Annotated in this window: 8 protein-coding genes and 1 pseudogene; 5 read left to right on the forward strand and 4 right to left on the reverse strand. The window is 62.1% G+C overall.

Going from position 1 to position 16225, the window contains the following annotated elements; translation table 11 throughout:
• Nucleotides 1-20 precede the first annotated feature (20 nt).
• The 4 genes from KBB96_RS07695 (at nucleotide 21) to KBB96_RS07710 (ending at nucleotide 8243) form a co-directional block, all read left to right on the forward strand.
• Nucleotides 21-2036, forward strand: coding sequence for an ABC-F family ATP-binding cassette domain-containing protein (locus KBB96_RS07695; RefSeq protein WP_211634058.1), 2016 nt, complete (start codon nucleotides 21-23; stop codon nucleotides 2034-2036).
• 201 nt (nucleotides 2037-2237) lie between these two features.
• On the forward strand, nucleotides 2238-6560 hold the full coding sequence (locus tag KBB96_RS07700) for an FN3 associated domain-containing protein (RefSeq protein WP_211634060.1): 4323 nt from the start codon (nucleotides 2238-2240) through the stop codon (nucleotides 6558-6560).
• A gap of 48 nt (nucleotides 6561-6608) precedes the next feature.
• Nucleotides 6609-7610: an Lnb N-terminal periplasmic domain-containing protein gene (locus KBB96_RS07705; protein ID WP_211634062.1), complete on the forward strand. Its 1002-nt coding sequence runs from the start codon at nucleotides 6609-6611 to the stop codon at nucleotides 7608-7610.
• A gap of 135 nt (nucleotides 7611-7745) precedes the next feature.
• Entirely contained in the window at nucleotides 7746-8243 is a 498-nt protein-coding gene (locus tag KBB96_RS07710) for a transposase (protein ID WP_211634064.1), read from the forward strand.
• Between the two features lie 48 nt (nucleotides 8244-8291).
• On the opposite strand, the gene KBB96_RS07715 is transcribed toward KBB96_RS07710, so the two are convergent.
• A complete protein-coding gene (locus KBB96_RS07715; RefSeq protein WP_211634065.1) occupies nucleotides 8292-8996 on the reverse strand; it encodes an MBL fold metallo-hydrolase in 705 nt (234 codons plus the stop codon).
• 556 nt (nucleotides 8997-9552) lie between these two features.
• Here KBB96_RS07715 and KBB96_RS07720 point away from each other — a divergent pair.
• A pseudogene (locus KBB96_RS07720) lies at nucleotides 9553-9837 on the forward strand (transposase); the annotation flags it as partial.
• 61 nt (nucleotides 9838-9898) lie between these two features.
• On the opposite strand, the gene KBB96_RS07725 reads toward KBB96_RS07720, so the two are convergent.
• The 3 genes from KBB96_RS07725 to KBB96_RS07735 form a co-directional block, all read right to left on the reverse strand.
• Nucleotides 9899-11617: a DUF885 family protein gene (locus KBB96_RS07725; protein ID WP_211634067.1), complete on the reverse strand. Its 1719-nt coding sequence runs from the start codon at nucleotides 11615-11617 to the stop codon at nucleotides 9899-9901.
• A gap of 60 nt (nucleotides 11618-11677) precedes the next feature.
• Nucleotides 11678-14287 (reverse strand): c-type cytochrome, encoded by a 2610-nt coding sequence (locus KBB96_RS20970; RefSeq protein ID WP_226373671.1) that lies wholly within the window; start codon nucleotides 14285-14287, stop codon nucleotides 11678-11680.
• A gap of 104 nt (nucleotides 14288-14391) precedes the next feature.
• Nucleotides 14392-16188, reverse strand: a complete 1797-nt coding sequence (locus KBB96_RS07735; RefSeq protein WP_211634068.1) for a sulfurtransferase — start codon at nucleotides 16186-16188, stop codon at nucleotides 14392-14394.
• Between the last annotated feature and the right edge of the window lie 37 nt (nucleotides 16189-16225).

Consider the following 16225-nt stretch of genomic DNA (forward strand, 5'->3'; position numbering starts at 1 on the left):
GAAGAACTTCCCGCCGCCTCATGCTTTCCATCCAGTCACTCCGCGTCGAATACGGCGCCCGCGTCCTGTTCTCCGACCTCGCCTTCACCGTGCAGGCCAAGGAGCGCATCGCCTTCGCCGGCCACAACGGTGCGGGGAAATCGACGCTGATGAAGTGCATCGCGGGTATCATCCAGCCCACGGCCGGCCGGATCAACATGCCGAAAGGCACCCGCATCGGCTACCTGCCGCAGGAAGGCATCCACGTGAAGGGCCGCACGCTGTGGGACGAGACCGAATCCGCCTTTGGTGAAACGATCGCCCTGCGCGAAAAGATCGAGCGCCTTTCCAACGAACTGGAGAAACTCGACCCGCGTTCCTCGCCCTACGGCGATCTGCTGGAGGAGATCGGCGAGCTGGAGCTCCAGCTCGATGATGTCGATCCGGACCGCATGAAGCCGAAGATCGAGAGCGTGCTGCAGGGCCTCGGCTTCAGCAAAAAGGATTTCACCCGTGACTGCGGCGAGTTCTCCGGTGGCTGGCAGATGCGCATCGCCATGGCGAAGCTGTTCCTCCAGGAACCCGCCGCGCTGCTGCTGGACGAACCGACGAACCACCTCGACATCGGCACGCAGCGCTGGGTGGAGGAATATCTCAAGAGCTACCCGGGCGCGATCCTGCTCATTTCCCACGACCGCGGCCTGCTCGACACCCTCTGCACCCGCACCATCGCCTTCAGCCATGGCCGGGCCGAGGAGTATGCCGGAAACTTCTCCTACTTCGAGCGCGAGTCCGTGCTGCGGAAGGAGATCCGGCTCAAGCAATACACCGCCCAGCAGCGGGAGATCGCAGACATCCAGCGTTTCATCGACCGCTTCCGCGCTTCCGCGAACAAGGCTACGCTCGTCCAATCCCGCATCAAGATGCTGGACAAGATCGAGCGCATCCCCGCGCCCGAGCAGGACGATGCGGTGATGAACTTCCGCTTCCCGAATCCGCCCGCCTCCGGCCAGTCGGTGGCGAAGCTGGACAATGTCTCGAAGGCCTACGGCCATCTCCAGATTTTCAAAGGCTTCGATTTCGAGGCCACCCGCGGCGAGAAGATCGCCATCGTGGGGCCGAACGGCGCGGGCAAGTCCACCTTTTGCCGCATGATCACCGGCCAAGAGGCTCCGGATGACGGCAGCCACAACTTCGGGCACAAGGTCGCCACTTCGTTCTTCTCCCAGAACCACGCCGACGAACTCGATCCGACGAAGACCGTGCTCGAAACGGTGGAGGAAGTCGCCAGCCGCGAGAACGTCGCCCAGGCGCGCAGCCTGCTCGGCTGTTTCCTGTTCCGTGGCGACGATGTCTTCAAGAAGGTCGGCGTGCTGTCCGGCGGCGAGCGCTCGCGCGTCGCGCTCGTTCGCATGCTGCTCCAGCCCGCGAACTTCCTGATCCTGGACGAGCCGACGAACCACCTCGACATGCAGTCGCAGGACGTGCTCCAGCGTGCGCTCATCGACTACTCCGGCACGGTGATGATCGTGTCCCACAACCGCTACTTCCTCGATCCGCTGGTCACGAAGACCCTCGAGTTCCGCCCCGGCGAGGATCCGCGCGTATTCGTGGGCAACATCACCTACTACCTCGACAAGATCGCCGAGGAAGAAAAGGCCGAGCGGAACTCTCCCGCGAAACTCTCCAAGCGCCCGGCCACGCCGGTGATCAAGCCGATCGTCGCGCCCCAACCTGCCGCCGCTCCAGCGGAAACCGCAGGCAACCGCAAGGACCAACGCCGCCAGGATGCCGAGCTGCGCCAGAAGCGCGCCAAGGTGCTGAAGCCACTGGAGGATGAATTCGCCGCGCTTGAAAAGAAGATCGCCGAACTGGAAGTGGCCCAGAACACCCTGACCGAGCACCTTTCCGACCCGGCGGTCGCCGCCGATCCCGATAAGTTCCGGCAGGCCTCGAACGCCGTGGCCTCCGTGACCACCCAGCTTGAAACCGCCTATTCCCGCTGGGCGGAGCTTTCCGAGGAAATCGAGAAATTGTCCGCGCAGTTCGCGGGTTGAGGTAGTGACGAATGCGTGGCTGCGGCGTCCCGCCGCAGGCCGTGGTCGTGACGTCCCGCCGCGACATTATTTATCAGAACATCGGTGGGAGGCCGATGCCACGGACGGTTTGTTACGAGGGGCCAAGTTTTGGATGGCGTCGGGCGAAAGATTGCGTGTAATTCACCAATCGTCTTTTTCTTTATCTTTTTCCGATCCCCCATGAATCGTCACACAATTTTCCGGCATTTGATTGTGGCTTTGCTCGGTATCTCTCCTCTGGGAGCCCAAACCGTCAATCCTGCGGACTTCGGAACGATCTCCCTGCACCTGAAGGCGGATGACCTCACGCTGGCGAACAACGCCCCTGTCACCACCTGGGGTTCTCTCGCGACGGCCACCGACAATGCGCCGACCTACGTCGCCAGCGACGCGAGATTCAACAACAAGCCGGTAGTGCGTTTCGATGGAGCGGACGATTTCCTGTTTCGCGCGGCGGCGAACACCAAGGCGCGGACCATCTTCGTGGTGGGCACGATGGAAAGCGGCTCGGTCTCGCTGGCCACGCTGATCTCCACCGGCCAGGACAAGCTGGACATCCGTCGTGATGGCACCGCCGCGCGTTACCGGGGGCCGGGTGCGAATGCGGACACGAACGACTTCACCACCTCCGGAACGGTACAGGTGAACCAGGTGGCCGGAGGCATGGTGACCTATGGTTCGCCACACCTGCTGCTCCAGGTGGCGAGCTCGCAAAAGACGTACGGCGACTTCTATCTCGGCAATGCTGGCACCTCCACCTCCGGAGCCACACTGACCCGCTACTGGAATGGTAGTATCGCGGAAGTGATCGTCTATGACGGCGTCCTCACCACCGATGGTATCAACCACGTCGGCTGGTATCTTCAGAACAAGTACGCCCTGCCCACCACCTATCCCTCCCCCGCTCCGGCGGCCACGCTGACGGCCTCCGTCAATGGCATCACTTCCGGCAAGGGAGTGCTCTCCACCAGCGGCACGGCGGTCACGCTGGCGTGGACGATGCAGAATGGAACCTCGGTTTCCATCGACAATGGCGCCTTGGCCACCACCTCCGCCACCAGCGGCAGTGTGACCGTTTCCCCCACCGTCACGACCACCTACACGCTCGCCGCCATCAACAGCTACGGCACCACCACCATTCCCGTCACCGTGACCATCGGCGGCTCGACCCAACCGACCACCATCAACGAGTTCCTCGCCAGCAATTCCGGCGGCTACCGCGATGAGGATGGCGACAGTTCAGACTGGATCGAGATCTACAATCCGAATCCCTATGCCATCGATCTGAACGGCTACCAGTTGAAGGACAGCAACAGTACCTGGATCTTCCCCGCGGGATCGATCATCGAGGCCACCGGCTACCGGCTGGTGTTCCCGTCCTCGAAGAATCGCAACAATCCCGCCGGAAACCTACACACGAATTTCGGCCTGAGTGCGAATGGCGAGATCCTCACGCTGCTCACGCCCGGTGGCGCCACCGCCACCGCGTTCACACCCGGTTTCCCGGCCCAGCGTGCGAACGTCTCCATGGGTCTGGAGTCCGGCGTGCAGGTCTTCTATGCGAACCCCACGCCGCTCGCGCCGAACGACGCGCCTTCCTCCGGTCTGGTCGCGGACATCGCCTTCAGCAGCGCCCGCGGGTTCTACACCGCCTCGTTTCCTCTGACGCTGACCTGCGCCACACCTGGTGCAACGATCCGCTACACCACGGACTCGACCACACCGACGCTCGCCAATGGCACCACCTACAGCGGCCCGATCACCATCTCCGCCACCACCACCCTGCGCGCCGCCGCCTTCCTCACCGGCTGGCTGCCCACTCCGGCGGTGACACAGACCTACCTGTTCCTTGATGACGTGCTGGCAAACCAGGTCTATGCCACCGGCACCGCGCCCTCGGGTTGGCCGACCACGACGGTCAATGGCCAGACCTTCCGCTACGGCTGGAACACGGTACTAAAGGCACAGTACACGAATCAACAGCTTCTCGACGGCCTCAAGCAGATCCCCAGTATCTCCATCGTCACCGACCAGGCGAACCTGACCAATGCCAGCACCGGCATCTATGTAAACGCGGACCTGAAGGGCGATGACTGGGAACGACAGGCCACGGCGGAATATCTGCCCGCCGATGGCTCCACGAAGTTCTACGTCAATGCGGGCCTGCGCATCCGCGGTGGAGCGAGCCGTGGAGACAGCTACGTGAAGCATTCGCTGCGCCTGCATTTCCGCGGCGAATACGGCGACTCCAGCCTGGTGTTCCCGTTGCACGGAACCACGGGCACCGACGAATTCGAGACGCTCGATCTGCGCACCGAACAGAACTACCACTGGTCGCTCGGCAGTGAATCCGGCCGCACCGAGAACACCGCCGTCCGCGAGGTATTCTGCCGCGATCTGCAAACCGCCCTCGGCCAGCCGACCACACGCTCACGCTACCTCCATCTCTACCTGAACGGCCAATACTGGGGCATCTACCAGACCGAGGAACGGGCTCAGGAAGACTACGGCGCAAGCTACTTCGGCGGTGACAAGGATGACTACGATGTCATCCAGACCTCGAACCACCCCAACTTCACCTACGAGCTGAGCAGCGGCACCATCACCGCCTGGCAGACGCTCTGGAACATGGCCCGCGCCCATCAGGCGAATCCCACGGCGGCGAACTACTTCGCCATCCTCGGCCGCAATCCCGATGGCACCCGCAATCCGGCGCTGCCCGTCTATCTGGATGCGGACAACCTCATCTCCTACATGCTGCTGCACTACTACACCGGCGATGGCGACGGGCCGTTGTCGAATTTCCTCGGCATGAACCGGGCGAACAACTGGCGCGGCATGCGCAACCGCAACACCGCCGATGGTTTCCGCTTCTTCGTCCACGATGCCGAGCACACCCTCAACGCGCCTTCATGGGTGGCGAACCGTGCGAACACCAGCGCGCCCAATGGCAGCAACCGCGGAAACTTCACCTATAGCAATCCCGAGTGGATCCACGAGGACCTGAGCGCGAACCCGGAATACCGCATCCGCATGGCAGACCTCGCGCAAAAGTTCCTTTTCAACGGCGGTCCGATGACCCAGGCCACGGCGCAGGCCTTGTTCGATGCGCGCGCGGCGCAGATCAACCAAGCCATCATCCCCGACGCGGCGCGCTGGGGCACCAATGCCACCAACCACACCTTGGCCCAGTGGCAGAACCGGCTGGCCGCGATCCGCACCAGCTTCTTCGCCAGCCGCGAAACCACGCTCATCAGCCAGCTCCGCACGCGTGGTTTCTTCCCGTCCGTGAATGCGCCGACCTTTGCCCAGCGCGGTGGCCAGGTGGCTCCGAACTACCAGCTCGTGCTCAGCCAAGGCGTACAGACCGGCGCGATCTACTACACCACCGATGGCAGTGATCCGCGTGCGATTGGCGGCGCGATCGCGGGCACGCTCTATGCGTCCCCGGGCATCACGCTCAACGGGCTGGTGACGGTGCGGGCTCGTTTCCTCAGCGACACCGGCGTGTGGTCGGCGCTCGATGAAGCGACCTTCAGCGCGCTGGCTGTCGCCGCACCAGGCAATCTCGTCGTGACGAAGATCCACTATCGCCCGACCGCCGCGAATGCAGCGGAAACCACCGCAGGCTACACCGGTTCCTCCGACTTCGAATACGTCGAGCTGATGAACATTTCCGCCGCATCCATCGATGTGCGCGGCGTACAGGTGCAGAACGGCATCACCTTCAACTTCGCCAGTTCAACCATCTCCACCCTGCAAGCGGGAGCACGGATGCTGGTGGTGGGCAATACCACTGCCTTCCCCTTCCGCTACGGCAGCGGCCTGCCGGTGGCCGGACAATACGGCGGATCACTGAGCAATTCCGGTGAAACCGTGCGCGTGGCCAATGCGGCGGACGACACCATCGCCTCGATCAACTACGGCATCGCATCGCCCTGGCCTGCCGCCGCAAACGGCACCGGTGCCGCGATGGTACTGAAAAATCCATTCGCCAATCCCAACCAGGGACTCGGCGTGAACTGGCGTGCCAGCTACAACCCCGGCGGCAATCCGGGACTGCCCGACCTGCAAAGCTACACCGCCTGGAGGACCGCGACCTTCGCTCCCGCCGATCTGTCCGATCCAGCGAAGGAAACCATCGTGTGGGGTGACCACGCCGATCCGGATGGCGACGGACTTTCCAATCTGGCCGAGTTCGCCACCGGTGGCAGCCCGCTCGGCGGGAACTCCCGGTACGCCCCGGCGCAGAGCGTGTGGACCGATCCCAACACCTCGCAGCGCTACCTGACCCTCACCTGCCGCCTCAATGGCGACAGCACCGGAATCGCGGTGGCCGCCGTCGCCGGTTCGGATCTTACCGCTTGGCCGGTGAGCGTATCGCCCATTGGCAGCCCTGTTCTGCAACCGGACGGCGGCTATCTCCAGACCTGGCGCGATCCGCTGCCCTACGGCACCGCCGCAGGTGGCAAACGCTTCATGCGGTTGGTGTTCTCGCGCTGAGGCCGGCGGATTCTTCTTTTGCGGAAGGCGGATTCGTGGGCTATCTGCATGCCGCGCTCACCCGTGCCCGCTCTCCGCACCATCCTCCGGGGCCTGTTGCAAGGTCTGGTCTGGCTCGCCCTGGCCATCGGCGTGGCATGGACCTTCGGCGCGCTGTGGTTCGATTCCATATGGCGTGGTTTCGCCGTGCTGTTCCTGCTGGCGGCGGTGGCGGCGTTGTTCCGCTTCCGGCCGCTGTGGAAACCGCAAGCCGGCGTCGCAGGAACAATCGTACTGGTTATCGGCTGGTGGCTGACGGTTCCGCCGAAGCAGGACCGCGATTGGAAACCCGAGGTCGCGCGGCTGGCCTCGGCACGCATCGATGCCGATGAGGTCGTGATCCAGAACGTGCGGAACTTCGACTACCGCACGGAAACCGATTTCACGCCGCGCTATGAAACGCGGACCTACCATCTCAGCCAGCTCCGCGGCATCGACCTGTTCGTGAACTACTGGGGTTCCAAGTGGATGGCGCATCCCATCGTCTCGTTCGATTTCGGCGGTGAAGGCCGGGTTTGTTTCAGCATTGAGACACGGCCCGAGAAGGGCGAGGGCTTCTCGGCGCTGGGCGGGCTCTACAGGCAGTTCGAGTTGATCTGCGTGGTTGCTGACGAACGCGATGTGATCCGCGTCCGCACGAACTACCGCCACGGTGAGGACGTATATCTTTATCACTTCAACGCCACGCCCGAACAGGCGCGGAAGAGCTTTGGCGAGTATCTGGCCACGCTCAACCATCTCGCCACCCATCCACGATGGTACAATGCCGTCACGGACAACTGCACCTCCGCCATCCGTCACCAGCGTGTGGCCAGCGAACGCTCGCCGTGGGATTGGCGGATGCTGGTGAACGGCTTTGGTGATGAGATGCTCTATGAACGCGGCGCGCTGGATCGTTCAATTCCTTTCCCCGAGTTGAAAAGCCGCGGGCACATCAACGACCGCGCCAAAGCCGCCGATCAGAGCCCGGATTTCTCCAAGCTCATCCGCGAGGGCGTGCCTGGGTGTTAATGCCAAATCAATCGCCGCACCCGATCTACAAGGACCAAAGGCCCGTCCCATACCAGCCTAGGTCGCCAGGCCTAGAAGCTATCTCAAAAGGGGCTGGTACAGGTTTTGAAGGTGTGGCAGGTTCGGCTCATGGATATGAACGAGCCGCAATGGACTGTCCTTGAGCCTCTTCTGCCAGACGACAATACCGGTCCGATCGGACGCCCGCGCGTGGGCCGACGCGCGATCCTCAATGGCATCCTGTGGATCCTACGCACCGGAGCCCAATGGGCGGATCTTCCTACCCGTTATGGTTCCTACCAGACGGTTCACCGGCAGTTCCAAGAATGGGAGCAGCAAGGTGTCATGCGAACCCTGCTGCGTGCTCTGGCCGATGATCCGCGTGACCGCGGCAAACTTGATGTCAGTGAATGCTTCGTCGATGCGACCTTCGCCTCGGCGAAAAAGGGGCGATGGAATTGGCAAAACCCGCAAGGGCAAAGGGGATCAAGATCATGGCAATGGTCGACCGCCATGGTCTTCCTGTCGCCGTTTGCACGGAAAGCGAGCCGCTGGGAACGCAAAGCCCGGAACTACCAGGCTTTGGTCGCACTCGCCTGTGTCATCATTTTGCTCAATGCCCTTTTGAGATAGCTTCTAAGGTTGGATGCAGGGCTTTATTCGGCTCCTTTTCTTTTTGATTCATTCAACAGAAATTGCTGCTTCGGACGGAAACTCAGTGAAGTCATGATATCCGAATATCTCTATCTCCGGAGCATGCTTTTGAGCCAAGCGGCGAAGCTCAGATAGACTCGCGCGGCGAAGATCGTCATCATCGGCTCGCTGGGTTGCAAGTGTCGACACCGGATGGTTGTCGGTCGATAGCTCTACCCGTAAGTAGTAGGCATCTCCGGCATGTAGCAACCACCGGTCTCCGTCCTGAATAGCCACACCACAATGTCCAAGAGTATGACCAAACAGAGGGATTAAATGGATGCTAATTCCGTTGAATAGGTCTAATGAGCGGGCTTCCAGCCCAAACCACCGCTCGGATGACGTTGGGTGCGTGATCCATCGTGGTCGGTGCGCAAACTGGGCCGATGAGTATCGCCGGTGATCGATTCCTAACTGAAAATGCTCTTCTTCCGAGATATGCACATTTGCATTTGGGAAATCGGCTAACCCTCCGACATGATCGTGGTCACCATGAGTAAGGATGATGTCGGTCACGTCAGCGGCTCGGAACCCAAGGCGTTCAATCTGTCGGATGGCTGTCAGCGGCTCATGGAATTGAAAGCCGGCAGCATTTATGGCGGACGAACCAATCCGCTCTACCGGGTGAGCAATGTCCTCTAATCCGATACCTGTATCCACGAGCACGAGTCCGCTATCGTGTTCAAGCAGCACACAATGGCAAGATGCTTGCGGACTCGGAGGTGCGTGAAGAACGCCGCAGTTCAAGTGTTGGATTTGCATACGAAGTGTGTCCTTTTTGTCGATCCGTGGCGACAGATTCCTGACGGCTCATTGTCGGTGATTTTGACACTCAACCAAGAACAGACTTCTGTCGTTTTCTTCACAAGAGTCCTCCGCGTTGGACTAATTCTACTTGGTTAGATCGCGAGATTGCCGGTTGGCTCGCTTCTTTCTCCGCGCGATATCTTCCTGACGCTTGCGGTGGCGCTGGCCCATCTGGAGGAGTTGGTCGCGGATCTGCTAGCAAATAGAAGTCCAGCAGCTCTGTCAGATCCCGGAGACTCAAAGGCGGGACGCTCTCCGATGTCCGGATCCGCTCGCGTGTGCTCCAGCTTCAACGGCTCCCGGGCAGGAGCCGGGGTTGCCATTCGGCAATCGCCGCGCACACGGCAGCGAGCTTGTTGTCGTCATGGCTGATCCGCAGTTCCAGCAGACAGCCTAGAAGCTATCTCAAAAGATCTTCGACTTCATGTTCATCGAGGTGATGCCGGAGCGCCTCATTGGCGACCGGGCCTACGACAGCGACAAGCTCGATGAGGAACTGCGGCAGCGTGGAGTGGAAATGATCGCACCAAACCGCTGCAACTGCTGGCAATCCCAGGATCGCCGCCCATTGCGTCGCTACAGACGACGTTGGAAGATCGAGCGGTTCTTCGGGTGGCTGCACAACTACCGCAGGCTGGTGAGCCGCTGGGAACGCAAAGCCCGGAACTACCAGGCTTTGGTTGAACTCGCCTGTGCCATCATGCTGCTCAATGCCCTTTTGAGATAGCTTCTAGGCTGGTATGGAGCGCGCCGTTGGCGCTTCAGATCATATTGCCTCGCACGCGCCCTCAGCTCTCCGCAAACCTCCACGCTGGCTTCCACGCCTTCGGCAGCTTCTCGCCCTCGAGTGCGGCGCGGATCATTTCAATCGGTACCGCTCCCTCGTGGAGGATGCGGTCATGGAAATCCCGTGGCGTCATCTTCCCGCCCGTCACCAGTTCCTTGTAGAGCGCGCGCAATTGCAAACCACCGGTCATGTAGGCGGCCTGATAGAGCGGACCGTAATCATCCCCGATGTAACGCCGCACCTCCGCCGTCGCTCCGGCACGTTCATGTCCCACCCGATCGACGAGGAAATCCACCATCTCATCCGGCGTCATTTCACCGAGGTGGAACTTGAGGCTCACGATCACCCGCGCGCAACGGTGCATGCGCCAGAATAACGCCCCCACCTTCTCCTGCGGTGTGGCCACGTAGCCGAGATCCCACAGCAACATCTCCCAATGCAACGCCCAACCTTCCACCAGGAACGGCGTGGAAAACATCTGCCGCTCCGTCGCATAACGCCGTGCCATGAATCCCTGCAGATGGTGCCCCGGGATCAGCTCATGCGGCGTGACGATGTGAAGGAAGGACGCGTTGTTTCCCCGCATCGCCATCAACTTGTCCTCGTGCGACATCGACTCATGCGCATAAGCCACGGCAATGTTCGGACGCGAATACGCCGCATACGGCAGGCTCTTCTGCGTGTCCGTGCCTAGCATCGAAACTCCCCAGCATTCCTCCGCCAGCGGCGGGATCGTCACGAGCTGCTTGTCCTTGAGAAAGCGGATCGACTTCTCCGCCTCCTGCTGTGCGAGCGCCGCCTGACCACCGGGTGGGACGTGCGCCGTCTTGATCTTTTCCAGAGCCTCCTTGCCATCCTTGCAATCCATCGCGGCGGCGGCCTTTTTCATCTCTGCCTCGCACCACGCGAATTCCTTCTCAGCCACCGCGAGCAGCTCCGCCGGCGAATACGCCACCATCTCTCCCGCCAGCATGTCCGAGAGAGCGTCCGGCCCCACCGGGTCACCGATCAACGGATCGTCCGGCTCACCCTTGAGCCCGGCGATCTCCTTGCGGAAGAACCCCGCCGTGCTCTCCAACTCCTTTGACAAGGCCCCCTTCGGCTGCCGCGCCCACCAGCCGAACTCCGGCTGGAAGCCGTCATAAAACTGGAACCACCGGTCGAGCCTGCCGCGCAACGCATCGAGGGTTGCCGCAATCCTGACTGCGAGCACCGGTGTCGGCTTGAGGTTGCCGGAATTGAAATGCCCTTGGTCGAGCTTCTTGCGCAGTTCCTTCAACTGCTCCGCCGCCTCGGCCAGCATGCCGGAGGCTTTCTCCGGATCAAGCCCGACACGCGCGGAACGATCGGATACCAGTTCCTGCACCGGCCCGAGGAACCCAAGCATCGGCTCCATCTCCTTGAGACGGGTGCGTTGCAATTCGGACTGCTGCTGCTCTGAAATCAGGCGGCGGTGCAGCAACTGCCAGTCGATGCGATCCGATGCCGAAAGCGAATCGTAGCCGAGGCCATCAAGCCGCTTCAGCCAATCCGCCGCCAGTCCCTGCTGGCGCTCCAGCGACCTCGCCGACACCAGGCCGCCGAGCACGGCGGAAAGGTCCGCATCATCCGCACGGTAGCCGGTGATGAGCGGCTCCAGCGTCTGCGCCTGCACGGCACCGCCGAGGGTAACAACCGCCCAAATCCCAAGGGCCTTCGGAAACACGGATCGAATCATCATGGAACACACAACCCGGAATCCTACGGCCCAACAAGAAGCAATCTTCCCGCAATCGGGAGATCACTTCAGGGACTTGATGTAGAGGATCAGGCTGTCGATCTCGCCATCGCTGAGGACTCCCGCGTAGCTGCCCATGCCGAGCTCGTAGCCCTTCACGATCTTCTTGGCGGGATCGAGGATCGATTCGCGGAGGTAGGCGTCATCGGCGGTCGCGCTGGTGCCATCCTTGAAGGTGCGCTTGGAACCGGGCAGCCCCTTCCACGTCGGGCCGCTGTGGCCGACCGTCGCGCCATCCACCGAGTGGCAGGCGATGCAGCCGTAGCGGGTGGCGAGCTCCTTGCCCGCATCCGCACTGGCAGGACCTGATGCGGCCCTTTCATGCACCGCGGCGACGGTGGCATCCAGCTTCGGTGGCGCGAATCCCAGCGCATTCCAATCCGCGGCGTGCGGGGCGCTCACGGTGAGATAAACGGTGCCGGACACAGGCCTCGCTCCCTTGAGTCCGAAACCCGTGACCAGCTCCATCTGCATCGTCGGCTTCAGTCCGGGGATGTGGATGAAGACGCCCTTGCCATCCTTGGAGAGGAACACACCGCCGGTCGCCACCGGATCCGAGCCGGTCTTGCCATCACGGTTCAGGCGCGGCGATCCGTAGCTGGCACTGCGCTTGTACTGCCACTCCTTCGCCTGCACGTTGGCCGGGGTGACGGTGGCTGGATCGACTTCGCCGGAGTAACGCAGCACCACGCCGTCCTTCACCAGCTTCGCATCCACGGCGGTGGCCAGTGGTACATTGGTGCGGCGCAAGCGGCCGATGCCTTCCGTGTCCTGCACCTTGGAATCGTAAATGCGGAAACCCGCCATCCACAGGCTGCCATCGCCCGGATGCACGCGCATGTGAAGCAGCGGCAGGCCTGTCTCGATCTGAAGCGGCATCACCGCGCCCTCCTTCACCGGCCATCCCTCGGCGGGTCTCACCAGGAACAAACGACCGGTGCCGTAGGAAAGGTCCATCACCGCGCCTTCCCATTCGGTGAAGGACGATTTCCGGATCCACAGCGGCGAGGACGATGACGTGTCATCCTCATGCGGAATCCATGCGACCGGCGGCGTGAGGCCGTCGTCCTTCTTGTCACCATATCCATAGTAGGAGCCGGGCATGACCGGAAAGATGCCGGAGGCGGGAATGTAGTTGCCCTGCTGGTCGGACATCGCGATGCGGCCCGTGGCCGGATCGACATCGAAGAAGGGCTCGCGCGCGTGCTTGCCGAGGATCTCCAGTTTTTTGCCGTCGACGGAGATCTTCGTCACCGCGCCGCTGTGGGGCACGGTGGAAGCCTCGTTGTTGATCGACTTCTCGCTGGTGACAATGCCGCCGATGGCAAAGAAAGTTTCCCCGGCCGCGTTCACCTTCATGTCGAGCGGATAGCCGCGCGCGCTGGAGGTCTGCACCATCAGGCTGCAGAAGTTCTCATAGGAATCGATTTCGCCGTCGCCATTGTCATCGCGCAGCCGGATCACGCCGTTGCGGGTGAAGACCTGGAGCACGCCGTTCACCTGGGCGATCGACATCGGCTCGCACAGGCCTGCGGCGATGCGACGCCATTTGCAGGACTTGCCGGAGATGTCGACCATCCACACATCGCCCTCGAAGGTGACCACTGCCGCACGATCGTTGCCGAGAAACGCGATGTCCGCCGGACGCACCCGGCGTTCCCAGGGATTCTTGGAGGGCAGCGCCACACGGTCGATCGCCCAACCGGGGCCGCTCTGGTCAGCATTGCCGATGATGGTTTCCGTGGTGCGGTTCCACTTCGCGGCCTTCACCACCGGCGTCGCAGGAGTCGGCTTCACCGCCCCACCCGCGGTGGTGTAGCAAAGGCTCACACGGCGCTCGTTCTTGGAGGCCTCCAAACGTGCGACCAACAGGTTGCCGGATTGCTCCAGCTTGAGGCCGGGATGATTGGAGAGAATGGTGAGATTGTCGGAGCCGCCCTTGGCCTCCTGCGTGCCTTTGAGCGTGTAGGCGCCACCGGCCACGAGGAAGTAACGGACCTCACCCGGAACCACCACCAGATGGCGGAACAAACGCGCGCCACCGCTGCTACGGTCTGCCTCATACCATTCCTGGACCTTCACGCCGTGGTCGTCGCTGCTTAGAACGCCGGAGTCCTCCGCCACGCGGTAGCCGGAGAAGGTGCGACCGCTTTCCTGCAATCCACCGCGCCCGAGATCCGGCGGATAGGTAGGACGCGGATCGGTGGTGAGCAGGGAAGCCTCGCCACCGATCCCCGGCAAGGCCGGAGCAAGTACGACGCCTGTCGCAGCAGGCAACGGATACTTCACGCCGCCTTTCTTGGTCGGCTCATACCAGGAGGCCTGCGCCATCGTTTCGAGCGTCAGCGGGTCCTTGCCGTCTTCCGAAGCGAACCAATATGCCGGACGCAGCAACTCCGGATCGTAGATCACCCACTCCCCTTTTCCCGCTTTCAAGAGCAGGCTGCGGGCTAGCACCTGTCCATCCGCCAGCTTCACCGGCGAGCCATAGACCGGCATCGACGGATCGAAAAACGGCGCCTGCTTGGCGGAAGCTCCGGCCAGCAGGAGCGTCCCGAGAGAGATGGTTCGGAGCGTGAATTTCAGGATGCAGAAAGGTGCGATGGCTTGCATTTGTTGCAGGCAATTATTAATAGCGGATTTGTGGAAAAATGACAGTCCAAACCAGTGCGATCTTGGGGGGATTTCTTCGTATGCAGTTCCTCCTTCGGAAGGAACTACGAACGAGGATGAGCCCACGCGGGGGCCTCGGCGGTGAACTCCATCCGGCGGCCGTCGTAAGGATGGTCGAAAGCCAGCTTCCACGCGTGCAGGCACAGAGGCGGATCTGCAACATCGAGCGTTTGCTTGTCGCCGTGGCTGCCGTCCGCGAGATACGCCGGATCGCCCTGCACCGGATGGCCGAGCTGCCACAGATGCACTCGGATCTGGTTGGTGCGTCCCGTGAACGGACGCGCCTCCAGCAACGCCGTCCCATCGGCATCGCGGGAAAGTACTATGAATCCCGTACGTGCCTCATGCCCATCCTCCTCATCCACGGTCCGCGCGCCAAGGCGCGATGACTCCCGGCTGATCGGTGCTTCGCAGGTGAACGCGTCCCACTCCGGATGCCCCTGCACCCGGACGAGATAGACCTTCTCCACCGCGCCCTTCTTGAAACCTTCCTGCATCTTTCCCGCATGACGGCGGGTACGACCAAATACCACCACCCCGGTCGTGTTCGCATCCAGGCGATGCACCGCGCGCGGGCGCTCCGGTTCCCACGCGGCATTCACCAGCCATTGCAACGTATGACGATGGTAGCGGCCGCTCGGATGCATCGGCAGCGGGGCGGGCTTGTGGACGACCACGATCGACTCATCCTCGTGCAGCACGCGGATAGTCGTGGCAACGTCCGGCTCCACCGTGCCGGGCAGCAGGCGCAGGTAGCTTTCGCCGGAGCGAACGCGGATGTCCGGTGACACCGGCTCGCCCTCGCGGGTGAGCAGTTTCCCTTGTTCGAAAAGACCTTCCCAGAATGACCGTTCGACATGCGCGAAGAGATGGCACAGCGCATCGAGCAGGGTCATGCCATCGCACTCGGTGGAGATCCGCACCGGGCAATGGTTGTCATATGGCACGCTGCCGGGCAGCGGCGAGCAGACCTGATCGAGCGCGATCTGGCGCAGCTTGATCTGCTCCATCTGGCGATCCTCATCCGGCTTGTAGCAATGCGGACAGGAAACCCCGGCGACATAACGCGGGTCTTCCTGCTCGGAAATTTCCAGCGGCGTCTGGCAGGCGAAGCACACATCGGAAGGCGTTTCACGTAGCGCCGGATCGACGCCCACGCGCTGGTCGAACACGAAGCATTCGCCATCGTAATGATCGCCGCCGACTTCCTCGAAGTACTTCAGGATGCCGCCCTCGAGCTGATAGACGTTCTTGAAGCCCTCGCGTTCCATGAACGGCGCGGCCTTCTCGCAGCGGATGCCGCCGGTGCAAAACGTGACCACCGGCGCGTCCTTCATCTCCGGCGGCAGCTTCGCGACTGCGGCGGGGAAGTCGCGGAAGTGATCGATGCCCGCGGGGATCGCCCCCTTGAAGGTGCCGAGCTTCACCTCGTAGTCGTTGCGGGTGTCGTAAAGCAGCACCGGCTTCCCTTCATCGAGCCACTGCTTCAACGTCCGGGCATCGAGTCGCGGTGAGGTGTATTTCGCGGGTTCAATTCCCTCCACACCGAAGGCAATGATCTCCTTCTTCAAGCGCACCAGCATCCGCGAGAACGGCTGGTGATCGCTATGGCTTACCTTCGGTTCCAGTGCCTCCAGGCCGGAAATGGACCGCAGTTCCACCAGCAACTCGCCAATCTCCCCCTCCCCACCCGCGACGAACAGGTTGATGCCCTCGGGTGCGAGCAGGATCGTCCCCTTCAGATGGCGGGTCTTGCAAAACGCCAGCAGGCGCTCCCGGAGCGGTTTCAGTTCCGAGAGCGAGGCGAATAGATAAGCGGCGATATTGGTGACGATGGCCACGGCGGCGGAAACGTGCGGACCCGCACCCCGCCTGCCA

It is taken from the genome of Luteolibacter ambystomatis (genome assembly GCF_018137965.1).
Taxonomy (GTDB): Bacteria; Verrucomicrobiota; Verrucomicrobiia; order Verrucomicrobiales; family Akkermansiaceae; genus Luteolibacter; species Luteolibacter ambystomatis.

What these genes read in the sequence shown, in the direction of transcription:
- KBB96_RS07705 (WP_211634062.1), top strand. Translation starts at nt 6,609, where the DNA reads ATGCCGCGCTCACCCGTGCCCGCTCTCCGCACCATCCTCCGGGGCCTG.
- KBB96_RS20970 (WP_226373671.1), bottom strand. Translation starts at nt 14,287, where the DNA reads ATGCAAGCCATCGCACCTTTCTGCATCCTGAAATTCACGCTCCGAACC.
- KBB96_RS07725 (WP_211634067.1), bottom strand. Translation starts at nt 11,617, where the DNA reads ATGATGATTCGATCCGTGTTTCCGAAGGCCCTTGGGATTTGGGCGGTT.
- KBB96_RS07710 (WP_211634064.1), top strand. Translation starts at nt 7,746, where the DNA reads ATGAACGAGCCGCAATGGACTGTCCTTGAGCCTCTTCTGCCAGACGAC.
- KBB96_RS07695 (WP_211634058.1), top strand. Translation starts at nt 21, where the DNA reads ATGCTTTCCATCCAGTCACTCCGCGTCGAATACGGCGCCCGCGTCCTG.
- KBB96_RS07700 (WP_211634060.1), top strand. Translation starts at nt 2,238, where the DNA reads ATGAATCGTCACACAATTTTCCGGCATTTGATTGTGGCTTTGCTCGGT.